This window comes from Beduini sp. (assembly GCF_047239305.1).
In the GTDB taxonomy this organism is placed as follows: Bacteria; Bacillota_I; Bacilli_A; order Erysipelotrichales; family Coprobacillaceae; genus Beduini.
The window spans coordinates 45,257-68,221 of record NZ_JBKTEM010000011.1; the positions used below are offsets into that span (position 1 = coordinate 45,257).

The following is a 22,965-nucleotide window of genomic DNA, read 5'->3' on the forward strand; positions in this document are numbered from 1 at the left end:
TAATTTCACATATTAAATTTAGCTGATTTTAACTCCATAATCATGCTAACCGCTTTCATTTTTTCAATTAATCGCTCTACTTTAATTGTATCCCCTTTTTGCTTAGATAAAACATAATATTTTTTTAATTCATCTAAACTGTAGACACTTGTAAAAAAGGTTGGCAGTTTTCTTAAAGCACGTTCATTAATAATAGCACTCAATACTTCATCGCGAGACCATGCAGTAACATTTTCACCACCGATATCGTCCAATACTAAAACATCGACGCTTTTTAACTGATGCATAAGATCTGATTTCCCATCATTATAAGAAAACTGTTCTTTTAATTCAGCGATCAATCCCGGCACATTGACAAAACCACAAGGGATCTTCTTTAAAGCTAATCGATAAATCAAGGCTGCCATGATAGTTGTCTTTCCATTTTGAATTGGTCCGTATAAGTACAGTCCCTTGTTTCCTAAATTCAAAGCCAGCTTCTGACAAACCAGCAGTACATCTTTTCGTCCTGTCAGTTCCAGTTCATCTAAAGGAATATCAAAAATAGTCTTTGGCATATTGCAAGGTGCAATCAGATCCAAGGTATTGCGTTTAAGCTGACGAACTGCCTCTTTTTCGCATGGATGCATACTCAAAGCCACACGCTGATTTTCAAATTGCAGTGACATTTGATAGCCAAGTGTATTTTTAGGACATTGCTCAATACCGGGACAATGACGGCATACTTCCTTATCTTCATAATAATTGATTAATTCGATCCAGTAATCATCCATCATGCTTCTTTTTAATTGATATGTCTGCATAAATGACTGAATGAAAGGATCTTGACATAAGGCATCTAAGTTTTCTTTTTTCATCCTGTTAATTTCACTAGGCAGCTTTACTGCCTCACTTAATTTTTTCATAGGCCCTCCTTATTAGATACTTTTAAGCAGTGCGCGTAATTCTTCATCTGAAATATCATTTTCTTCCAAATGCTGATCTTCTTTTACGGCTTGTAGTTTCTTTTCTGCTTGCTGATCTTTAAACCATTCCGGTGTAATATCCTGATTATTTTTATTTTTATAGCGAATATAGTTTTTAGCTTCCTGCATCGCCTGTTCAACTGTATGAATATTCTTACGTTTCCAAGTAGCGCCTATTGATTCAACGAAATCACGTGAAATACGCTCATCATTTTGTGACCATGTCAACTCCAGCAAAACATTGACGACCCCCGGTTCCAAGTTAAGATCGACCATTAGCTTTTCGATGATGGCTAAATCTCTTCGCACCGGCTTCCCTCCCTGCTTCTTTTCAATCAATTTATAAGGAGACCAGGTTTCCAGCTGCTGAATATGACGTGATTTAGCGTTGTCTGCCTGCTTAGAAGAAGAGAAGTTAATTGGCTGCTGGTGATAGATACGACTGAAGCTGCGTGGGGATTCTAGATCATTGTAATCTCTTACCTTTTTAGCTAAAATATCTAAATTGATGCGCTGATGGTCAATCGCATCATAAACAAGTTGTGCCATCTGCTGGCCACTGATATGATAGGCCAGTCCCAATTGCTTGACTTTTGTTTCAACAGCCGGCGTAATCCATTTTCTTCTCACCTGCAATTCCTGAAGCTGCTTGTAGAAAAGATCTAATGGGTAGTCCATCACCGGCGCTTTACTTTCTTCTTTACGATAATTCCCTTTATACTTTAGGATCTGTGAGCCTTCTGTTGAGGTTTCATCAATAAAGAAAACCTCTTCAAAATTAGCTGTCACTTCATCATAGCCGTTCAGATCAATTTCCGGAAGACGGAATAAAAAGCGGGTTTTATCGTATTCCAATGACCCCAAAGTGCGGTAAAGCAGCACATTCAACAGATCATTTTGAAAGAACTGCTGCGGATTCATCGGCATCAGCAATTCATAAAGATATTTAGTCATCTCATTATCATAACGAATATAACTCTTCACAAGTCCGATCGCTTCCAGTTTTTTCATATTCTCTTTAATCTGATGCAAAGACAGTGCGGTGTAAGAAGAAATGCGGCTATGATTCGATTCCATCGATAGCATTTTCATCACATCGACTTCAGAATATAGATACATATACAGTCCATATGCTTTTGCCCCGATTAAAGGCTGATAAAGCTGTGATAAAACACTGTAGGATAATGCGGATAACTGCCCCATTGCATAAACTTGATAACGGTCACAGCTTAATAATTCTCCCATAGAATGTCTCCTTTCTTTAATCCTTGGATAAAGTGATCCACTTGTCTGATCAGCTCTTTTCGATTTCCATTATTATCAATTACATAATTTGCTTTCTGTTTTTTTTCGATTAACGGCATCTGCGAATAGATGCGCGCTTTGGCTTCCTCTGCGGATAGAGCATTTCTTTTTCGCAGACGTTCTAACTGTTTTTGTTCCTCTACATAAACCACTAAAATCTGATCGCACAAATATTCTAAATGCGCTTCATAGAGTAAGGGGATATCTAAAAACAGCCATTCTTCCTTGCAGTTTTGAATGGCTTCTTTCATTTTCTTAATGACATAAGGATGCACGATGCTTTCTAACTGAGCCTGAGCTTTTTTATCATTGAAAATGATAGCACCTAATTTTGCCCGATCAATATTTCCTGCTTCATCGCTGCAGTCAAACTGCAAAAGAACCTGCTGAATACATGTCTGATCCACGGTTAAAGCATCTTTTGACAGCTGATCGGCATCGATTATGAAAAAGCCATTGTCTTTTAAGTATTGACTCACTGTACTCTTTCCTGAGGCAATCCCACCTGTTATTCCTATAATCATCTTCTCACCACCATTTTCTACATTATAAACAAATTCTTCTCTGCACGCAATTATTGATCACAAAAAAACAAAGTTGATCCAATTATGAATATTCAGTTAAATTTATCAACTCTCTTTAAAACAATATCTTCCCCTCATAAAAAGTGCTCTCAATTTCTTTGATCAAGAGCGTTCGTTTCATCTTGAAGATTTAATAAAGCCTTGCATGAGGTGATTGAAGTTTTAGCGTCATTAAAGCAAGGGAAAGATGTCACTTTTACAATTTCTTCAATGAATCATGATGGGAACAATGCCTTTGAAAGATTAATGCTCAATGCATTGATTGGATTAATAATGATCCTATTTATTTACTCATCTATACAGACATAACGGAGATTATCAAGAAAAACAAACAGTTGGAAAAATATTGAATACACTTAAAGACATAGCTGTCAATTCCATCAAATTAGATAAAGCTTTCTTTTTTTCACAAAAGATGAACAACGAAAATATTATTATTCAAAGTATGTTGGAGATGGCAAAGGAGTTAAAAATGACAACGATTGCCATAGGAATTGAAACAATCGATCAAGTTGAATTTCTACATCATTCGCCATGCCATCTGATTAAGGGATATTATTTTTCTAAACCACTTCCGATCTCTTCTTTTGAATCATTATATTTTAAAAAATAAAGGAATCCGTTCTTGGATTCCTTTTATGTTTTCTTACGCTGACATTTCTTACAATAGTACGTCCCGCGTCCTCCCACTTGGATCTTTTCAATCGGACTGCCACAGATTGGGCAAGGTTCTCCCTTTTTGCCATGAACATTTAAACGCACTTGAAACAAGCCGTCAATGCCGTTAGCACTAAAGGTATGAATGGTTGTTCCTCCCTGAGCAATCGCTTCATTTAATACCTCAATCGAGATTGACACTAATTCTTTCACTCGTTTTAATGTCAGACGATTAGCGGGAGCAATTGGGTTTATCTTCATTCTAAAACAAATCTCATTAGCGTAGATATTGCCAATGCCTAAGATAACGGACTGATCAAGCAAGACTTCTTTAATCGGTCTCCCGGTCTTTTTAAGAAGCTGATATAAATTCTTAGGATCAATATCAAAGGGTTCTTTGCCTAGCTTTACAAGGGGAAGCTCGTTTTTGTAATGATGAACATCAACAAGCTTCATACGCCCAAATTTACGTGTATCATAATAGCGGAGATCCAGATCATCATTTAAATGAAAGATGACATGGCAATGCTTTGTATAGGGTGTTTCTTTAGAAACGATATAATATTTTCCTTCCATTCTTAAATGAGAGATAAAGGCATCATTTTCTAAGATAAAGATTAGATATTTACCAACACGATCAATATCTGTGATTTTTTGATGCGTGACCTGCTGGATAAACTGTTCCGCTTCGTCTTCAATGATGGGGGCATAAAGGACTTCAATCGATTCAATTGTTCGATTGATTAGAGGACCTTGTAAGGTTCTTCTAATTGTTTCAACTTCTGGTAATTCAGGCATCGCTCAGCTATTTTAGTTCATACCAAGATTTACCGTAAGCGCCGTCCGCTTTTAGTTTCACTCTCAGTTCAACTGCACTTTCCATGCATTCTTTAATTAACCCCATCATCACTTCTAATTCCTCTTTTTTAACGTCAAAGATCAATTCATCATGTACCTGAAGAATCATTTTCGATTTCAGCTGTTTTGCTTTCATAGCCTCATCGACTTTGATCATCGCCAATTTTAAGATATCGGCTCCACTTCCCTGAATTGGTGAATTCATCGCCAAGCGTTTTCCTAATTCACGTACCATGTAGTTTTTCTCATTAATTTCTTTAATATAACGTTTACGATTTAAAATAGTCGCTACATAGCCATTTTCCTTACAGAATTCAATTTCTTTATCCATAAATTCCTTGATTCCCGGATAAGTCGCAAAATATTTTTGGATAAACTCTTTAGCGACATTGACCGGTACTCCGATTTGTTCAGATAAACCAAAATCACTCATTCCGTAAATGATTCCAAAATTGATCGCTTTCGCTTGACGACGCATATTGCTGTCCACTTCGCTCACATCAAAGATATCCTGAGCGGTTTTAGTATGGATATCCATATCATCATTAAATGCATTAATTAATGCGGGGACATTTGCCATATGTGCCAACACTCTCAATTCAATCTGTGAATAGTCAAATGACACAATATAATCAAAAGACGGAATAAAGGCTTTACGGATCATTCGCCCTTCTTCACTGCGGATCGGAATATTTTGTAAATTAGGATCGGTTGAAGATAAGCGTCCGGTTTGAGTCAGCGCCTGATTATACATTGTATGAATCTTGCCATCCATAAAGATTTGTTCCTGCAGTCCAACGATATAAGTAGAATATAATTTGGTTATCGCGCGATATTTTAATACTTTATCAATGATCGGATGAATCGGTGCTAATTTTTCCAATACATCAACAGATGTTGAATATCCGGTTTTTGTTTTTTTACCATAAGGCAGCTGCAGTTTTTCAAATAAGATTTCTCCTAATTGCTTAGGGGATGCAATATTAAACTCCACACCTGCTAGCAAATGAATTTCCTTTTCTAATTGCTGAATTGTCTCGTTAAAATCCTTTTCCATATCTTTTAAAGACTGACGATCCACTTTTACTCCGGTAAACTCCATGTCCGCTAAAATATATGCGACCGGCAGTTCTAAATTATAATAGAGATCATATTGTTCCTGTTCGCGCAGCTGTTCTTCAACGTGAGCCCTAATCTCATAGATTCCTTTTGCGATCTTTCCATAATACTGTGTCAAAATATCATTGTCCGGAACTTTTCTTTTGGCTCCTTTGCCAAAGATTTCCTCACTAAAAGGCAGTGAATGGTCACCATGGAAATCCATTACTAATTTAATTTCATCCTTTAGACTTGGGTTAAGAATATAACTAGATAACTGCAAGTCAAAATCAAATCCATTAATTTCAATACCGTTCCATTTAGAAGCAATCATACATTTTTTAATATCATAACCATATTTTTTGATAGCAGGATCTTTTAATGCTTTCTTGAAGTTTTCATCAGCTAAGGCATCTTCATAACTGATGTAGCCGCAGAAATCTTTATTATAGACACCATACCCTAAAACGATGCTTTTATGATAATTGTGATCATAAACAGCGACACTTAAAGCAAAATCCTTAGTCAATGACGGCATCACAGTTACTTGTTTCATGATTGTCTCACTTTGATCAGGGACAACCGTAGATATCTTTCTTAATAAAGTATTCATTTCATACTCTCGGCAAAAAGCAGATAAGACCTCGCTGTCAAAACCATTATTGCGATATTGCTCAAAGTCAATCTCCATCGGCACATCTGTTTTGATAGTGGCAATCTTTTTTGATAAGAAAGCATCTTCAATCTGATCGCGAATCTTTTCTCCGAGCTTGCCTTTAATTTCATCGGCATGCTCCGCCATGTTTTCAATACTTTCAAACTGGGTCAGCAGCTTTACCGCTGTTTTTTCCCCTACTCCTTTAATTCCCGGAATATTATCGGCAGTATCACCCATGAGTCCTAAGAAATCTTTGAATTGATCGGGGCGAATTCCATATTTTTCAAACACAGTTTCCGGTGTCATCTCGACCATCTCAGAAACACCTGTCGTATTACGTAAAACCGTCGTATTATCATCTACCAGCTGCATCATATCTTTATCCTTAGTGACAATATCGACATGAATGCCTTTCTTCTTTGCTTCAACAGAAAGAGTACCAATAATATCATCGGCTTCGTATCCTTCAATTTCTTGATAGATGATGCCGCGAGCCTTTAAATAATCTCTAGCAATCGGGAACTGACAAATCAATTCTTCATCGGTCTCTTTACGTGTTCCTTTATAGTCCCCCATCAATTCATTTCGGAAGGTTTTCTTTCCATAATCAAATGCGACAAATACATAATCCGGTGCTGACTGCATCAGCTTTTCGATCATGTTGGCAAACCCGGATACCGCATTCATTGGCACCCCATGACTGGTTCGCATAAAATTTCCTGTATAAGCAGTGGCATGGTAGGCACTATATAAAAGGGAGTTCCCATCGATTAAAACAATTTTTTCCATATTGATTCCTTTCTATTTTAAACGTTTTAACTGGTTGACAGTAATCGATAAATTCGTTTTACGATCTACTTTGCCTTCCACTAAACAAACGTTTCCTCTTTTAATTATTTCTTGATATCTTTCATAATTCTGTGAGAAAACAACTCCATCTACTTGGTCATTTTCATCATAGAAGGTGACAAAACACATTGTCTGCCCTCTTTTATCGTTAATCACCTTGACGCGCTGAATTGCCAGTACACTGATCACTTTTTGTCCGAGGTGCTTTTCATATTCATAGATCGGCACAGTCGCAAAATTCAATTTCTCACGATATAAAGATAAAGGATGCTTAGATAAATAAATACCCAGCACTTCTTTCTCTTTTTCCAATCGTTCCAAATATTGATCTTCTGCTACTTTTAAAATAGGTTTATCTGTAATTCCCAACTTAGAATATACTTCACTGTATTCCAAAAGGATAGAAATATTTTCTTTCATCATCGCTCGTGAATAGCCAAATTCATCCAAGGCTCCTGAATCAATCAATGATTCGATCGTCTTAGCTGAAATACGATGCTGATAGATACGAATAAAGAAATCAAAAATATCTTTAAACAGCCCTTCCTGACGGACTGCCTCGATTTCTTTATAGACGGCATCTCCTACATTTTTAATGGCTGTCAAGGCATAGCGAATATTATGATCTTCTACTTTAAAGCGCTGAGTTGAGCGATTGATCGAAGGTGGAAGCAGTGTAACACCATACTTTTTCCCTTCCTGTATCAAAGAAAGCTTGCTTGTCGTTGATCCGGATTCACTGGAAATCAAGGCAGCAAAGAATTCTAAAGGATAATGTACTTTTAAATAAGCCATTTGATAGGCTACATAGGCATACGCTACAGAATGTGATTTATTAAATCCATAATTGGCAAATTTTAAGATTAATTCAAAAACTTTGTTTGCCAAAGCTTCATCATACCCGTTTTTTAAGGCTCCTTCAATAAATTCAACCTTTAAAGATTCCATGAGCTTAGTTTCCTTCTTTGAGGTTGCTTTACGCAGGATATCTGCCTTCGCTAAAGAGAATCCAGCTAGCTTTTGAGCAACCTGCATCAGCTGTTCTTGATAGATCATGACGCCATATGTTGGTTTTAATATCTGATCCAAATCTGGATGTAGGGATTCAACCGGACTTTCCCCATGTTTTCTCGCTAAAAACAAAGGAATATTTTCCATCGGTCCCGGTCTAAACAAGGCATTTGCCGCAATAATATCGTCAAAACAGCTGACTTTCATTTTTCTTAACAGCTGTTTCATCCCATCCGATTCTAGTTGGAATACCCCAAAAGTATCCCCCGCAGCAATCAGATCATAGACTTTTTTATCATCTAAAGGGATCGTATTAATATTGATCTTTTCACCGGTATTTTTCTCAATAGCTTTTAAGATATAATCAATCACTGTCAGATTTCGCAATCCTAAAAAGTCCATTTTAAGCAGTCCTACTTCTTCAATGTAATCTTTGGAATATTGGCTCATCAAAAAGCCGCTTGGTCCACAGACTAGAGGAATCAGTTCATCTAACGGCTGCGAGGATAAAATAACTCCGGCAGCATGCTGTGAAATATTACGGGGTAAACGTTCAATCAAAAAAACACTTGGCATCATATAACGATAATGCTCATCTTTATCCACTTCTATTTGAAAACTGGCATTGCCTTGATACATCTGCAATGCTGATTTTTTAGTTTTGTATGAGGTTGGAACCTGAGAAGCCAGTCGTTCCAATCTTGGTAAAGGCACTTTAATGACCTTTCCTAGATCTTTAATAGCTACTCTTGGTCCATATGTATTAAAAGTGACAATTCCTGCCACATGACGGCTGCCGTATTTTTCAACGACATAAGATACCACTTCTTCACGGCGGTCATCTTGAAAATCAATATCGATATCAGGCATTGAGATTCTTTCCACATTTAAGAAACGCTCAAACAAGAGATTATAATGAATCGGATCACAGTTGGTAATTCCTAACACATAAGAGACCAAACTTCCTGCCGCTGATCCTCTTCCCGGTCCAACTAAAATACCATGTGATTTGGCATATTTGACATAATCCCATACGATCAAAAAATAATCGCAATAATTCATTTTGGTAATAACCCCAAGTTCTTCTCTTAAACGTTCTATGTATTCCGATGGTACCTTTTGATTGGCAAAGCGCTTCTTTAAGCCCATGATACAAAGCTGCTTTAAATATTCCTGACTGCTTCCATTATGAGGCACCGGATATTTAGGCAAATGCAGGTCATCCATCGGAATCTTAGCATCGATGGATAATATCAGCTGAATAGTTTCATTGATGATTTCCGGTTCAAACAGTGCCTCCATTTCATGAGTCGGTTTAAGATATTTTTCCTGAGTGATCGGCTGATGAGTAGGATCAAAAGTGATGCCTAATTTGCTGGCATTTACTAAATCTAGTCCTAAGGCATCCGTTTTATCCAAGTAGCTGACCTGATTCGAGCAGACTACTTTAATATAATGCATCTTAGCCAAGGATAAGAGATGTTCGTTCACCTTTTCCTGCAAAGCAATCTGATGACGATGCAGATTAATATAAAAATGATCCTTAAATAATTCTTTAAAATGAACCAGATGACGCAAAGCTTCATTATAAAGTTCTTTTGTAATCAAACGTTCTAAAATTCCGTTCTGTCCCGGTGTCAGTATAAAAAGGTGAGGCTGAAAATTAGCTAAACTATCCAAGGTTACTTCCTCACCTAACTGGATCATTGTGGAAATTTTGCATAAATGAAAATAGCCTTCCGTATCTTTCGCAAGGAGCACAAAAGGATATTTCTCATCTTCTATCAAAATATCAGCTTCCATTCCTAAAATTGGCTTTATCTCTTCTTTTATACACAGCTTATAAAACTCTACCATGCCATACAAATTGTTTTTATCTGTTAAAGCCACCGCATTTTGACCAAACTTTTTTGCTTGGGTGACAATGTCCTTCACTAGCATGGTACTTTCTTGAAAACTATAGCCACTATACACTTGCAAATGTCCGAACATCCTATCACCACCTTTAAAATATTATACCATTGTTTTGCTGATTTATAAAGAAACAAGTCCTAAATGATACAGCGGTACGTACAGATGACTAACAGAACAATAATATAGATACTAACAATAGCATAGATCGCCGCACAAATTTGAAACTGATAATACCATTGACGTAATGCTACACGATAAAGAAACAGACCTATGATCCAATAATTATATCGGGCGTCAATACAGCGAAACATTTTTGTATTACAAATCACAATGACGGATAAAATTACTGCCATTGCGTGAAATAAGACACCCCAATAAGAAAAGAAAAACTGTAGAAATAATAATATTGCACAGAGAAACTGCAATTCTCTTATTTTTTTCACCATTATCATCATAATCACCTATTACACTATATGTTCTAAATGATTTAAGCATACTTATTTTAAAATAAAAATACCACCTATGTGGTATTAGAGTGTTTCTTTTAACGCTTTTGCAAGCTGATCAGGACATGATGTCGGTTTTGCCCCACAGCGATTTCCTTCTAATTTTTCAATGACTTCTTCCGCTTTCATGCCTTTTACTAATTTTGATATTCCTAATGTATTCCCGGCACATCCGCCAACGAATTTCACATCTTTGATAATTCCGTCTTCCACCTCTAAATCAATTCGTTTTGCACATACGCCTACTGTTTGATAACTCATCTTCATATTCGTATCCTCCCATTAGGTATGTTATCACCATTGATTTATAAATGCAATAAAATCACACAAAAAGCGAGTTTCCTCGCTTATCTGTTTAAATGGAAATTATCGCCTTCCACTAATCCGTCTGTATATTGAACAGTTCCATCATTTAATAGCCAGACAGCCTCAACACCCTCTAAACTGTCAACCAATGCTTTTCCCTCTTCATATGGAAGTAAAAACAAAGTAGAAGACAAGAAGTCTGCATAGCCTGAATCTTCTGTGATGACACTGACAGATCTGAAATAGGTTGCCGGATACAAAGTATCAGGATCAACTAAATGACTGTATACATTCCCATCTTTATCCTTAAAGTTACGCTGATAATCTCCGCTCGTAACAATGGCTTTGTTATCGGCAATGATCATTGCCGGATACTTCCCATCACTATAAGCACCATTGTTCGGGGATTCAATCCCGACAAAGAATTCATTTTTACTTCTTGGTACAGATTCATTGCCGTTTGCTTTGATCTTTCTTTCTCCATAGCTGGCAATATTGCCTCCGCCGGAAATCAAAAATGCTTCTACACCATTATCGATCAACACTTGTTTCACATATTCAATGGCATATCCTTTTGCTGTTGCACCAACATCAATAGAGGTCTTTGGATCTGAGATATAGACCGTATTATTGATCGTATCAATTTCCACAGAATCAATATTCATATGCTGACTGGCTTCTTCCAGCTGACTGGTACTAGGGGGAACCCCAACTCCGTCCACAGCATTATCACGTGAATCATGCCATAAAGATAAGACAGACCCCATCGCAATATTGACTTTTGACGAAACAGTCTTATAATCCGTTACTGATTTTTGAAGCATATCCACGATCACCGGATCAACGCTAACCGCTTTTATTCCCGCATTATCATTGATTGTCTTAATGTTGTTTAAGCCTTCATAACTGGTATATTTATCAAACAATTGGTCTAAGCGTGTCAATTCTTCTTTGATCAGTTTCATTTGAGTATCAAATTCTTTTTGAGATTTGACATAGGCCATATATTCAATCACTGTATCAAAAGGTCCTGTAAAAGAATCTTTTAAATATTGATATTTAGACGAAGAGCTTTGACAGCCTGCCAACGCTAATGAAAGAATAACAGCTAATATTATTTTAATCGGTTTCATAAGTTCCTCCTCTGAGGTATTATATACTATTTATCTGCAATGATAAACTATAATTATTATAATTTGACAGTAATTTTATGATTAGACAGTAAATATTCTTCACCTTGATAACAGATTTTATTATCACCGTTAAACCCATCTAACGTGATTGTCATTTCCTTTTCTTGACTGACAACATTCACTGTCCCCATGCGGCCATCTTCTCCATAAACGAATTGACGAAGTGTCTGATTAGGCTGAATATGATATAGTTTGATCATGACATCGCTCAGATAGTCATACTGCGCACTGCATTGATTTTCACTGGTCACTAAGATCGTATTCTCTCTTGCCATGAGCGGCAGACTGTCATAACCATGGGTTTCTTTGATCCAGTTTCCACCCTCATACTCTTTATTTGTCAGAATATTTGTCCAAATTCCTTTTGGCAAGTAATATTCGACTTCGCCATTTTCCTGAAGAATTGGGGCTACCAACAGTTGATCCCCTAACATATATTGATTATCCAAACTATGGGTTGTACGGTCTTCTAAGAATTCTAACACCATCGCTCTCATCATCGGAATTCCGGTTTGATGAGTCTTCACAGATTGAGCATATAAATAAGGCATCAGTGAAAGCTTTAGCTTTGTAAACTGGCGTGTGACTGCCACTGCTTCTTCTCCGTACTGCCAAGGTATCTTATATTCTCCGCTTCCATGATAGCGTGAATGGGTTGAAAGCAAACCAAACTGACTCCAGCGCTTATAAAGGTCAGGTGAACATCCATCTTCAAAACCACCGATATCATGTGACCAGTAGCCAAATCCGGAAAGTGTAAACGATAATCCGCCACGCAATGATTCTGCCATAGAAGCATAAACGGAAACACAGTCACCGCCCCAATGCACTGGGAACTGTTGTCCGCCAACAGTTGCAGAACGGGCAAATAAACATGCTTCATGTTCTCCCTTTTTATCTTTCAACAGGTTAAATACAGCTTTATTATATAAATGAGTATAGTAGTTATGCATCAGCTTCGGATCTGAATGATCGTAGTAAACCACATCAGTGGGAATTCTTTCTCCGAAATCTGTTTTGAAACTATCCACGCCCATATCTATTAACTTTTCTAAATAGCTTAAATACCAGCGAGTAGCCTTCGGATTAGTAAAATCCACTAACCCCATTCCAGCCTGCCACATATCCCATTGCCAAACTGAACCATCAGCACGTTTAAGCAGATATCCGTTCTCCATTCCTTCTTTGAATAACGAAGATTTTTGTCCGATATAAGGATTGATCCAAACACAGATTTTGACTCCTTTATCATGAATCTTTTTCAACATTTTTTCAGGATCAGGGAAGGTTTTAGGATTCCATTTAAAATTGCACCATTCAAACTCATCCATCCAGCAGCAGTCAAAATGAAAAACATCTAAAGGAATATCTCTTTCCAGCATTCCATCAATGAATTCATTGACTGTAGCTTCGTCATAATCCGTTAAGAATGACGTAGACAGCCATAAGCCAAATGACCATGCCGGCGGCAATGAAGGTTTCCCGGTCAAAGAGGTGTAATGAACTAACACATCTTTCATGTCTTGACCGCCAATAAAATAATAATGCAGAACTTCTCCTTCTGTACTGAACTGTACTTTTGACACCTTTTCAGAAGCTACTTCAAAAGATACCAATCCCGGTGTATTGACAAAGATACCATAACTTTGATTCGTAATGTAGAACGGAATATTCTTATAACTCTGTTCACTGCCGGTACCCCCGTCTTTATTATAGATATCGACAACCTGACCATTTTTTATAAACGGAGTAAACCGTTCTCCCAAACCATACACATATTCATTATGTGCAATCGTTAATTCTTCTTTCATATAAGCCGTTCCATTCGTCTCTACATATCCCAGAGATTTAAAAAGACTCTCTGTTTTTAGCTGTCCGTCATAATAAAAAGATAACTCATATTTTCCCTTTATCGTCTTAATCACAGCCTGTGCTTTTCCGGATGTATAGATAAGACAGTCGTCTTTTTCATCAATGATAATTTCATGTTCAGTTTCATTTAATCTAAACTGCGGCTGATTTGTTAATCCCCCGATGTGATGATAAGCCTTCACCCCAATAACATCCTCGATCGGTGAATCTAATTCTATGCTCAGCATCCCCATATTCAAGGTATCTCCTTTTGTTTGGATACTCTTAAATGGTGCATATAAAATGAGCGTTTTTCCATTAATATGATAATCATAGATTTCGATAGCGTTGCTTTGAACAGTACCTTCTTTAAGCATCCAGTAACCATCTGTAAACTTCATAATTTATCCTCCTACCTGAAAGCGTTAACACGTTTTATTATAAACTATTTATGATAAAAGTACAGACAGCAATAACAAAAAAAACCGGAATTTTTTCCGGTTTTTGAATGACTATTTAGCTGTTTCAAATGCTTCTGCTAAAGCTGCTTGGAAATCAGCGATTGAGATTGTACATCCTGAAGCGATGTCAGTTCCTTCTTTAGGTACTGATTTATGTTCTTCATCTTTGTCATAAACTTCGATTGCTTTTACTTTATCAGCAGTCATACCTTTTAATTTTCCAACTAAGAAGTCTACTTGTTCATAAAGTTCTTTACCGATTCCAGAGTATTTTTTCATTCCGTAATCTTCTTTTTTCTCCATTTTACTTCTTACATCAGAAGCTTTAGATGTTTGAGCAACGTCTAAGTTAGACCATTCGATTTCACCTTTAGAGTTTAAAGCCACTTGTGCTACAGTTGTGTTAACTTGACCTTTTGAGTCATCAACTGAAATAACTTCACCAGCTCCAATTTTGTCAGCTTTTACTTCTGCCATATTATCGAAAGCTTTTTGGATTGCAGCTTGGAAGTCTGCGATAGAAATTGTACATCCAGCAGCGATGTCAGTTCCTTCTTTAGGTACTGATTTATGTTCTTCATCTTTGTCATAAACTTCGATGTTTTTAACATCATCAGCAGTCATCCCGATTAGTTTTCCTTCTAAGAATTCAACTTGTTCGTAAAGTTCTTTACCGATTCCGGCTTTTTCAGAAACACCTTTCATTCCGTAATCTTCTTTTTTCTCCATTTTTGTACGAGTTTCTTTTGCGTCATTCGTATTTTGTTGAGCAACGTCTAAATCAACATATGCGATTTTTCCTTTGCTGTCTAGACCTACAGTAGCCATTGTTGTATTAACTTGGTTGTAGTCTCCTTTTTCTGACACAGAAGTTATCATACCGAAACCAACTTTTGTGTACTTAGCAGATGATCCACCACCACATGCAGTAAGTGTCATCACCATAGCAGCTGAAGCAGCAACTGCCATAACTTTTTTAAAGTTTTTCATTTTTTCCTTCCCATCCTTACTTAGAATTTTGTTAGAGTATTAAGCTCTTTCTAACGCTTATATTATATACTAGAAGTGTATTTTGAGCAATACATTTCCACCAAATTTGCAATCGCTTTCACCTATTTATTATGTTTTTTGACATTATGATGTGAAATTTATCTCATATAATCACAATATTTCACATTTTGAAAACTATTTTCAAATTTAAAAAAAGATGAGGACAATCCTCATCTTATAGTTTAACACTCAAAGTTGAACCATCCGGTCCTGGTGTTGTGTTCAAATATTCTACGATTTCATCTTTTGCTTCTTTACTAGTTGGAGCACATTTTGACACTTGTGTCGCTTCTCCGTTCACTAATGCAGCAGCAAAACCTTGACATCCAGGATATCCGCATCCACCACAGTTTGCACCGGCTAGCTTGCTCATGACATAATCTTCTCTTGGATCATTTTCTACTTTTAAGAATAGATCTGCAATGCCTAGCATTGCCCCTAAAAGCGCACCAATGATCCCTAAGACAGCAACTGCTTCAATCATTTTTTGTCTCCTCCTCATGGTGTACTGGATTGTGTGTACAATCGACTAACTTGCAGCCATCACAATCCGCTGTTAAGTTTTCACACCCTTTTGGCTTAGGTGTTTTTTTGTTCCACATATATAATCCGATATACAGGAACACTAAGATCATTAACCAAATTAATGCGATCATTTTATACCAATCCGGCTAATCCGGCAAATGCACATGCCATAATCGCTGCAGTGATTAAGGCAATTGGCACACCTTTAAACCCTTCAGGAGTTGAAGCGATTTCCAATCTTTCACGGATTGTTGCAAAGATATAGATAACTAAAGCAAACCCAATAGAAACGGCAAATCCGGCTACTGTTGCTTCAATAAATGAATAACCATCTGTAATATTATTCAAAGTTGTTCCTAATACAGCACAGTTTGTTGTGATTAAAGGAAGGTAAACCCCTAATGCTTTATATAAAGGCGGAGATACTTTCTTTAAGAACATTTCAACAAATTGCACTAATGAAGCGATAACTAAGATAAACGTAATTAAATCCATGTACTCAATATGGAATTTAACTAACACTTGGTAATATAAAACATGAGTGATCATAGAGGCAATAACGATAACGAATGTAACCGCAGCCCCCATTCCTAAAGCACTGCTTGATTTTTTAGATACACCAAGCAATGGACACACTGCCAAGAACTTTGATAAAACAACGTTGTTGATCAGTGCCAATGAGATAAATAATGCGAATAATTCCATCTGTTATTTCACCTCTGCTTTCTTTTCTGTAGCTTTTTTAATGCGACGATTAGAAATACTGTTTATAACCCCGATTAAAGTTCCTAATGTTAAGAAAGCTCCCGCAGGCTGAGTAATCAAACCGATTGCATACTCTTTAAATAAACTGAATTGGAAAATTACCTGTGTTGAATCGAATGGATTCACTAATGATAAACCACCTGTCCCGATTAATTCACGGAAGAAAGAAACCGCTAAGATGGCAAGCGTATATCCTACGCCCATTCCCAAGGCATCAATCAATGAATCCAAAACTGTGTTTTTACTTGCAAATGATTCTGCACGTCCTAAGATAATGCAGTTAACAACGATCAATGGGATAAACACACCCAATGAATTATATAGAGAAATCATATAGGCATTCATTAATAACTGCACACATTTTACAAGTGTAGCAATAATAACGATATATACCGGTATACGAATTTCTGAAGGAATCACTTTTCTTAAAAGTGAGATAATCACGTTTGATAAAATCAACACGCATGTTACTGCTAATCCCATCCCAATCGCATTGGTTAAGGATGTTGTGATCGCTAAGGCAGAACACAAACCAAGCAATAAGACAAAGATTGGGTTTTCAACAGTGATTCCTTTTTTGAAGATATCAAATTTTTTCATCTGTCAACCCTCCCCTATTTAGAGCTGCTGAATAATTCAGCCGCTTCATTAATACCATTCACAACCGCTTGTGAAGAAATTGTCGCTCCGGAAATCGTATCCACTTCATCATCAGCAGTTGCTTCTAAAACAGATGCTTTAAAATCTTCTCCTGCGATTTGATCCCCGATTCCAGAAGTTTCACTCGAGTAGTTTAATACTTCATACCCTACAAATTGACCTTCTGTATCAATTCCTAAAAGGAATGAAATTCCGTCTGCACCGTAACCTTTTACATCAATTTTATAAGCAGTTCCGGCATCACATGTATATTGTTTTTTAACGAATTCTCCACTGACATCTTTTTCAGTGAATTTTGCATTTTCAAAGATTTTTGTTAGATATTCTGTTTCTTTAGAAGAACCATTTTCGGCAATGATAGGTGCTGTCTGACTGTTTACAAAAGAAAGACATAACCCAGAAAGCGCACTAATGACCGCTAGAAAAACAGCTAATTTAATTGTTTTACCCATTGTCTAGTCCTCCCTAGTTACTTGCAGCGATTGCTTTTTTAACAGCTTCCATGATTCCGTTTGCTGTTTTTGTTGCACCTGTCGCTGTATCGATTCCATCCACATCTGAAACACTGAATGAACTATTCAAGACTAAATCATAGAAATCTTGTGCTTTGCTGTTCAGTCCTTCTCCGTGAACCCCTCTGATCATATCGGCACCAAAGTCTGAAGTTTCACCATTGGCTTCCAATACTTTTACATATTCTACAGTATCTCCTGATACTTTTACTTCAATTTTCATTGGATTTGATGCTCCGGCATAACCGTTCGCACTAATCACATACGCTCCATCAGCATTTGGTGCTAAAACATCATTGACAATTGTCATTGCTGTCTTCATTGCATCCACAATACCTGTCGCTGTCATTGTTGCTCCGGTTGCAGTATCAATGCCATCCACATCTCCGAAAGCAACTTGAGAATTCAATACTTTATCATAGAAGTCTTGTGCTTTACTGTTCAATCCTTCTCCATGTACACCTCTGATCATATCCGCACCAAAGTCTGAAGTTTCTCCGTTAGCTTCAATCACTTTAACACTTTCAAACATAGATGTTGCTTTATTAATAACAATTTCTAATTTCATCGGTGTTTTCTTTCCACCATATCCATTAGCTGTTAAATTAAATGTATAAAGGTCTCCCTCTACTTTTGGTGCTGCTTCTAAAGCTCCCTTAATTGCATTCACTACTGCTTTTGCTGTATAAGTGGCTCCGGTTGCAGTATCAATACCATCTATTTCATCAGCAGAAACACTTCCGGCAATAACTTTATCATAGAATGCTTTTGCATTGGCGTTTAAACTTTCACCAACACCGCTTGTCAACAAGTCAGCACCCCAGCCAGCAGTTTCACCTTTGTATTTAACCGGTGTTACTCCCAGACTCTTATCTCCAGAAATAGTTACAGCCAATTTAACCGGCGCACCATCTCCACCGAAACCTTTCACCTGCATGATATAAGCTCCGTCTTTATATTCCAAGAATAAGTAATCCGGAATTGGATCAGGTACTTTCACTGGTTTTTCTTCAACCGGTTTAAGGGTTGTACTGATTCCGCCTACTGTTCCAGCTGAAACTAAGAAACATACGGCAATAACGATAATTTGTTTTAATGTTTTTTGATTTGTACGTCCTGTTGTCAAGTTATCAATTAAAGGAGTCAGCATGTTCATAATTAAAATTGAGAACAGTACCCCTTCAGGATAATTGGCTTTTAAACGAATAATCATCGTAATAGCCCCTAAGAAGATTCCATAAATAATCTTTCCAAGCGGACTGGTCGGAGAAGTTACCGGATCGGTTGCCATGAAGACAGCTCCGAAGGCTACCCCACCGATCGCGATATGTGTCAGTGCATTTGTAATTGGATCAATACCGCATACTAAACCGCTGATAAACGCTAAAATCAATGTTGTCCCTAAATAAGCTAAAGGAATGCGGGCATCGATGACTTTACGCCAAATTAAGAATACCCCTAGAATTAAGATCAATACAGTGCAGGCTTCACCCAACGCTGCTTGATAGTTTCCTAAAAATAAATCCGCTAAACCAAGAGAACTTGCTCCTAGCCAATGCGTTGCTTTTAAAGCCGCAGTTGGTGTCGCACCAGTCAAAGCATCAGCCGCTCCCGGTAAATAAGACAATAATTGTGAACTAAATGATAAATGAACAAATACACGTCCTACTAATGCAGGGTTAAAAATGTTTTGCCCAAATCCACCAAAAATCGCTTTTCCAAAGAAAATAGCGATAAATGATCCTACCCCAACCACATATAATGGCGTTCCGATAGGTAATGTAAGGGCAAAAATCAGCCCCGTTGCCAAAGGTGATAAAACAGTATTTAAATACTTATTATCTCCGGCATCATTGCGTTTGAATAGTTTTCCGCATAACAAGTCTGTCACAAAAGCAACAACTCCAGCTACTACATAAATCAATAAGGCTTGGATCCCATAATCAGAACCATATTTAATAAAATTGAACCCTACTGAATAAGCAGCTAAAACAATCACGGCGATCATCAGATTTTGCATGATGTTGATCGTTGAAAGCTTTTGACGATAGTTAGGCGATGTTCTTTTTAAAGTTATCTTCATTAAAGCTCCCCCTTACTTCTTCTTCATATTTGCAAGTTGCAGACGACGTTTTGCTTTTGCAACAAAATCCGACACTTCAATCTTAGAAGGACAGATGTAAGAACACATTCCGCAGCTTACACAACGGTCAGCTTCTAATTTTTTTACCATATCCACATTCGCAGCTTTTTCAGCTTGAATGATCTTAACCGGCTGTAAATTAGCTGGACAGTGATCTGTACACATGCCACATTTTAAACATGGAAGCGGTACTGTATCTTCTCTTACTAAAACTGTCAGTGCATTCATATATGGTGCAATAACAAATGTATCATTCATCAATGAATTCCCCATCATTGGTCCACCATTTAAAATGACACCATCTACTTCTTCATCGATGTATCCGCCAATGAAAGCAATAATTTCATTAGCTGGCGTCCCTACTGCTACTTTTACGTTTGTGGGTTCTTTTACACCGTTTCCCGAAACGGTAACAATACGTTCTGTAATGGCTTTTCCTTCACGAATTCCTTTTGAAAGGCTGATCGCTGTTGTTGAATTGTTTACCACTACCCCTACTTCACAAGGAAGCTGATCGTATTCTTTTTTCAATACCTGCTTAACTAAAGTTCTTTCCCATCCCATTGGATACTTATCAGGAACTTCCACACAAGTAATATTGGCATGTTTTTCACATTCCCCTTTTAATAAACTGAATAATTCAGGTTTGTGCTCTTTGATTGCGATAATCGCATTTTTGGCTCCCGCTGCCTTAATCAAGAATTCAGTACCATCGAATAATGCTTCCACATTATCTTGCATTTCCATATGATCTGCGGTAATGAAAGGTTCACACTCCACACCGTTGATCAATACTGTTTCTAATAATTCTGGCTTTGAATATTTGATGTACGTTGGGAAGCCTGAGCCCCCTAATCCTACCAAACCAAGTTCTTTGATTGCTTCCAACACGTCATTTTGGCTCATATCATCAGGGTTGCTGATATCAATTGCTTTTACTGATGTATATTGCCCATCGTTTTCAATTGCGACATGGTTCTGCATTCTACCGCTGATATGCATTCTTTTTTCAATCGCTTTTACGGTTCCCGAAACTGAAGCGTAAACCGGAACATACATATCTTTACGTGTAGCTAATTTAGTCCCAATGTCAACATGGTCACCGGGTTGTACATGTACGTCAAAGGCTGTTGATGTTCCACTTACCAATGGAATATAAACAATTGCCGGCGCATCCATTGATTTGACAGGTTTATCTTTTGTCAATCCTTTTTGGCCGTCTAAATGTACTTTCCCAATTCCAGACAAAATTGCCATAACATTTCCTCCATCTCTTTATAAATCATTCACCATGATTATACCATTTTGCCCCCTTGTTGCAAAGAAAAAAAAGTAAGAAGTATGCATTATAATAAATTATTTGTATTAATCGAAGTACAATCCGTTTTATTAAGCAAGAAAACAAAAAAACTAAGAATTTATCTTAGTTTTTGGCATCTTGTCGAATAAAAACATCATTTGGCACACATAAAATCGTGGTTGTACTTCCCTTTGCTACCCATCCTACTCGCTCACAATCATGATTCGGACATTCGACTTCGTAAACGCGATATTTTCCATCTTTCACTTCAATATGCATCTTTCCGTAATCCCCGGTAAGTTCATATGTAGCATCTTCATCAATTTTAAATTCCATCACCAATTCGTTATTGTGATAAACAAAAGCTTTTTCAATCTGATCAGCTCGTCCATGAATAAACCATTGATATCCAATAAATAAAACAACGGATATTAAAAGTAAAGCGACAATGAATTTTAAATCTTTTTTGGTCATTTCTTCAGCCTCAATTTAGCAATAACCAAGACATTTTGACTATGTGGCAGCATATCGATCGGAACAATCGATTCTACTTGATAATTATTCTCTAAATCCGATACATCTTTAGCAAAAGAAGATGGAGAAGATGACAGGTAGATCAACTCTTTGATTTTTCCTTTAATCAAACTTTCTTTAATCGTCTTACGCATTCCCAGTTTGTTGCTGTGAACAATAAAAGCATCGAACTTCTTGTTTTTAGTCAACTGTTTTGTCAGCTCTTCCAGCTTTCCGCTTTCATAGCTGCAGTTTTCTTTCTTTAAAAATTTAGCGTTTAATTTAGCGTCTTCAATATTAACACGATCAAAATCAATTCCTTTAATTTCGATTGAATCATCTAAATTCATACCTAACCATCCCATTGAACAGTTGATTTCCAATAATGACTTCACTTCTTTTGATAATAAAGATTTGACCGTCTCAATGACTGTTGGCACCATTGAGGTATTGATTGGATATTCAGATTTTGGAGAGATAATAAATTTCTTTCCTTCCAGTATGAACTCCTGACGTGTTGCCCCTGACACTTTTTCATAATGCCCATGAGTGAATTCCTCTTTTTTATTGGTATTGATCGTATAATAGACAGAATGGACATAATCCAGTTTTTCTATTGCTTCAATCAATTTATTGTCTAAGCGATCACGCCCGGTAACAAAAACTAACTGTGCTTTTTCTTCAAAAACACGTACCGTTAAAAAGCGCAGTCCTGTTCTTGTTTCTTCACTGTAAGAACGTACCTTGGTTTCTTCAAAGATCGTTTCCAAATCATTTAAGCAGCGATTGATCAAAGGATTTTGTACTCCGCAGCGATTCATGATCGTTAAATATTTTGTCTCTCTTTGATAAATCCCAAAAGTCACTTTTTGATTAAAACGAACAATCGGCAAATGAACACAATCACGATATCCTTCTTGTTTCACTGATGGAAGACATCTTCTAAAATCAATGCGACGTAAATCTAAATTCGTATAGTGACGTAAACTGTCACGAATAATATCTTTTTTGAAATATAACTGCTGATCATATGACATGTGCATGATCGGACATCCTAAACAATGATTTTGCTGAAAACAAGGTGCCTGAACACGATGTTCTGATTTTTTCAATACTTTGATTAATTTCGCTTCTTTAAATGAACGCGTATCATTGGTGACTTCAACACTGACTTCTTCTTGCGGCAAGGCTCCTTTAACAAAGGTAATCTTACGGTTAATATACCCGATCCCCTCTCCGTTAATGCCTAACTTCTTAATTTCTAAATTTGTTTCTTTCATT

21 protein-coding genes are annotated in these 22,965 nt (G+C 37.0%); 1 reads left to right on the plus strand and 20 read right to left on the minus strand.

Going from position 1 to position 22,965, the window contains the following annotated elements; all coding sequences use genetic code 11:
- Window positions 1-5 precede the first annotated feature (5 nt).
- From ACLRVU_RS12615 to coaE, 3 genes are read right to left on the minus strand one after another with little or no spacing between them, the layout of a single operon-like run.
- The gene (locus tag ACLRVU_RS12615; protein WP_412892124.1) at window positions 6-905 is read right to left on the minus strand and encodes a hypothetical protein; all 900 of its coding nucleotides are present in this window, start codon (window positions 903-905) and stop codon (window positions 6-8) included.
- A 12-nt stretch (window positions 906-917) separates the two neighbouring features.
- The gene (locus ACLRVU_RS12620; RefSeq protein WP_412892125.1) at window positions 918-2,210 is read right to left on the minus strand and encodes a DnaD domain protein; all 1,293 of its coding nucleotides are present in this window, start codon (window positions 2,208-2,210) and stop codon (window positions 918-920) included.
- Window positions 2,195-2,794 (minus strand): dephospho-CoA kinase, encoded by a 600-nt coding sequence (gene coaE / locus ACLRVU_RS12625; RefSeq protein ID WP_412892126.1) that lies wholly within the window; start codon window positions 2,792-2,794, stop codon window positions 2,195-2,197. Before coaE ends, ACLRVU_RS12620 begins: the two co-directional genes overlap by 16 nt.
- Window positions 2,795-3,200: 406 nt before the next feature.
- On the opposite strand from coaE, the gene ACLRVU_RS12630 reads away from it, so the two are divergent.
- Entirely contained in the window at window positions 3,201-3,467 is a 267-nt protein-coding gene (locus ACLRVU_RS12630) for an EAL domain-containing protein (RefSeq protein WP_412892127.1), read from the plus strand.
- A gap of 23 nt (window positions 3,468-3,490) precedes the next feature.
- On the opposite strand, the gene mutM is transcribed toward ACLRVU_RS12630, so the two are convergent.
- From mutM to rlmD, 17 genes are all read right to left on the minus strand, one after another.
- On the minus strand, window positions 3,491-4,309 hold the full coding sequence (gene mutM, locus ACLRVU_RS12635; RefSeq protein ID WP_412892128.1) for a DNA-formamidopyrimidine glycosylase: 819 nt from the start codon (window positions 4,307-4,309) through the stop codon (window positions 3,491-3,493).
- 7 nt (window positions 4,310-4,316) lie between these two features.
- Complete coding sequence (polA, locus tag ACLRVU_RS12640; RefSeq protein WP_412892129.1) at window positions 4,317-6,914, minus strand: DNA polymerase I; 2,598 nt, start codon at window positions 6,912-6,914, stop codon at window positions 4,317-4,319.
- Window positions 6,915-6,926: 12 nt separating this feature from the next.
- Window positions 6,927-9,977, minus strand: a complete 3,051-nt coding sequence (dnaE, locus tag ACLRVU_RS12645; RefSeq protein WP_412892130.1) for a DNA polymerase III subunit alpha — start codon at window positions 9,975-9,977, stop codon at window positions 6,927-6,929.
- Window positions 9,978-10,036: 59 nt separating this feature from the next.
- Complete coding sequence (locus tag ACLRVU_RS12650) at window positions 10,037-10,252, minus strand: hypothetical protein (RefSeq protein ID WP_147553699.1); 216 nt, start codon at window positions 10,250-10,252, stop codon at window positions 10,037-10,039.
- Window positions 10,253-10,429: 177 nt separating this feature from the next.
- Entirely contained in the window at window positions 10,430-10,666 is a 237-nt protein-coding gene (locus ACLRVU_RS12655; protein ID WP_412892146.1) for a TIGR03905 family TSCPD domain-containing protein, read from the minus strand.
- Window positions 10,667-10,752: 86 nt separating this feature from the next.
- Window positions 10,753-11,844, minus strand: a complete 1,092-nt coding sequence (locus ACLRVU_RS12660) for an FAD:protein FMN transferase (protein ID WP_412892131.1) — start codon at window positions 11,842-11,844, stop codon at window positions 10,753-10,755.
- 56 nt (window positions 11,845-11,900) lie between these two features.
- Window positions 11,901-14,156 carry an alpha-xylosidase gene (yicI, locus tag ACLRVU_RS12665; protein WP_412892132.1) on the minus strand — a complete coding sequence of 752 codons (2,256 nt, stop codon included), beginning with the start codon at window positions 14,154-14,156 and terminating at the stop codon, window positions 11,901-11,903.
- Between the two features lie 111 nt (window positions 14,157-14,267).
- Window positions 14,268-15,206: a hypothetical protein gene (locus ACLRVU_RS12670; protein ID WP_412892133.1), complete on the minus strand. Its 939-nt coding sequence runs from the start codon at window positions 15,204-15,206 to the stop codon at window positions 14,268-14,270.
- Window positions 15,207-15,441: 235 nt separating this feature from the next.
- Entirely contained in the window at window positions 15,442-15,750 is a 309-nt protein-coding gene (locus ACLRVU_RS12675) for a (Fe-S)-binding protein (protein ID WP_041138400.1), read from the minus strand.
- Entirely contained in the window at window positions 15,743-15,922 is a 180-nt protein-coding gene (locus ACLRVU_RS12680) for a hypothetical protein (RefSeq protein ID WP_412892134.1), read from the minus strand. Before ACLRVU_RS12680 ends, ACLRVU_RS12675 begins: the two co-directional genes overlap by 8 nt.
- A 1-nt stretch (window position 15,923) precedes the next feature.
- Window positions 15,924-16,496 carry an electron transport complex protein RnfA gene (locus ACLRVU_RS12685; RefSeq protein ID WP_041138398.1) on the minus strand — a complete coding sequence of 191 codons (573 nt, stop codon included), beginning with the start codon at window positions 16,494-16,496 and terminating at the stop codon, window positions 15,924-15,926.
- A gap of 3 nt (window positions 16,497-16,499) precedes the next feature.
- On the minus strand, window positions 16,500-17,156 hold the full coding sequence (gene rsxE / locus ACLRVU_RS12690) for an electron transport complex subunit E (RefSeq protein ID WP_147553705.1): 657 nt from the start codon (window positions 17,154-17,156) through the stop codon (window positions 16,500-16,502).
- A 14-nt stretch (window positions 17,157-17,170) separates the two neighbouring features.
- On the minus strand, window positions 17,171-17,668 hold the full coding sequence (locus ACLRVU_RS12695) for an FMN-binding protein (protein WP_147553706.1): 498 nt from the start codon (window positions 17,666-17,668) through the stop codon (window positions 17,171-17,173).
- A gap of 13 nt (window positions 17,669-17,681) precedes the next feature.
- Window positions 17,682-19,811 (minus strand): RnfABCDGE type electron transport complex subunit D, encoded by a 2,130-nt coding sequence (locus tag ACLRVU_RS12700; protein ID WP_412892135.1) that lies wholly within the window; start codon window positions 19,809-19,811, stop codon window positions 17,682-17,684.
- Window positions 19,812-19,823: 12 nt separating this feature from the next.
- Window positions 19,824-21,128, minus strand: coding sequence for an RnfABCDGE type electron transport complex subunit C (locus ACLRVU_RS12705; RefSeq protein ID WP_412892136.1), 1,305 nt, complete (start codon window positions 21,126-21,128; stop codon window positions 19,824-19,826).
- A 166-nt stretch (window positions 21,129-21,294) separates the two neighbouring features.
- Entirely contained in the window at window positions 21,295-21,645 is a 351-nt protein-coding gene (locus ACLRVU_RS12710; RefSeq protein ID WP_412892137.1) for a NusG domain II-containing protein, read from the minus strand.
- Window positions 21,642-22,964, minus strand: a complete 1,323-nt coding sequence (rlmD, locus tag ACLRVU_RS12715) for a 23S rRNA (uracil(1939)-C(5))-methyltransferase RlmD (RefSeq protein WP_412892138.1) — start codon at window positions 22,962-22,964, stop codon at window positions 21,642-21,644. Before rlmD ends, ACLRVU_RS12710 begins: the two co-directional genes overlap by 4 nt.
- Window position 22,965 lies beyond the last annotated feature (1 nt).

Coding starts and splice junctions, on each gene's coding strand:
- ACLRVU_RS12670 (WP_412892133.1), bottom strand. CDS start 15,206: ATGAAAAACTTTAAAAAAGTTATGGCAGTTGCTGCTTCAGCTGCTATG.
- ACLRVU_RS12655 (WP_412892146.1), bottom strand. CDS start 10,666: ATGAGTTATCAAACAGTAGGCGTATGTGCAAAACGAATTGATTTAGAG.
- ACLRVU_RS12680 (WP_412892134.1), bottom strand. CDS start 15,922: ATGATCGCATTAATTTGGTTAATGATCTTAGTGTTCCTGTATATCGGA.
- ACLRVU_RS12705 (WP_412892136.1), bottom strand. CDS start 21,128: ATGGCAATTTTGTCTGGAATTGGGAAAGTACATTTAGACGGCCAAAAA.
- yicI (WP_412892132.1), bottom strand. CDS start 14,156: ATGAAGTTTACAGATGGTTACTGGATGCTTAAAGAAGGTACTGTTCAA.
- ACLRVU_RS12710 (WP_412892137.1), bottom strand. CDS start 21,645: ATGACCAAAAAAGATTTAAAATTCATTGTCGCTTTACTTTTAATATCC.
- rlmD (WP_412892138.1), bottom strand. CDS start 22,964: ATGAAAGAAACAAATTTAGAAATTAAGAAGTTAGGCATTAACGGAGAG.
- ACLRVU_RS12675 (WP_041138400.1), bottom strand. CDS start 15,750: ATGATTGAAGCAGTTGCTGTCTTAGGGATCATTGGTGCGCTTTTAGGG.
- ACLRVU_RS12615 (WP_412892124.1), bottom strand. CDS start 905: ATGAAAAAATTAAGTGAGGCAGTAAAGCTGCCTAGTGAAATTAACAGG.
- ACLRVU_RS12695 (WP_147553706.1), bottom strand. CDS start 17,668: ATGGGTAAAACAATTAAATTAGCTGTTTTTCTAGCGGTCATTAGTGCG.
- dnaE (WP_412892130.1), bottom strand. CDS start 9,977: ATGTTCGGACATTTGCAAGTGTATAGTGGCTATAGTTTTCAAGAAAGT.
- mutM (WP_412892128.1), bottom strand. CDS start 4,309: ATGCCTGAATTACCAGAAGTTGAAACAATTAGAAGAACCTTACAAGGT.
- coaE (WP_412892126.1), bottom strand. CDS start 2,794: ATGATTATAGGAATAACAGGTGGGATTGCCTCAGGAAAGAGTACAGTG.
- ACLRVU_RS12685 (WP_041138398.1), bottom strand. CDS start 16,496: ATGGAATTATTCGCATTATTTATCTCATTGGCACTGATCAACAACGTT.
- ACLRVU_RS12650 (WP_147553699.1), bottom strand. CDS start 10,252: ATGGCAGTAATTTTATCCGTCATTGTGATTTGTAATACAAAAATGTTT.
- ACLRVU_RS12660 (WP_412892131.1), bottom strand. CDS start 11,844: ATGAAACCGATTAAAATAATATTAGCTGTTATTCTTTCATTAGCGTTG.
- polA (WP_412892129.1), bottom strand. CDS start 6,914: ATGGAAAAAATTGTTTTAATCGATGGGAACTCCCTTTTATATAGTGCC.
- ACLRVU_RS12700 (WP_412892135.1), bottom strand. CDS start 19,811: ATGAAGATAACTTTAAAAAGAACATCGCCTAACTATCGTCAAAAGCTT.
- ACLRVU_RS12620 (WP_412892125.1), bottom strand. CDS start 2,210: ATGGGAGAATTATTAAGCTGTGACCGTTATCAAGTTTATGCAATGGGG.
- rsxE (WP_147553705.1), bottom strand. CDS start 17,156: ATGAAAAAATTTGATATCTTCAAAAAAGGAATCACTGTTGAAAACCCA.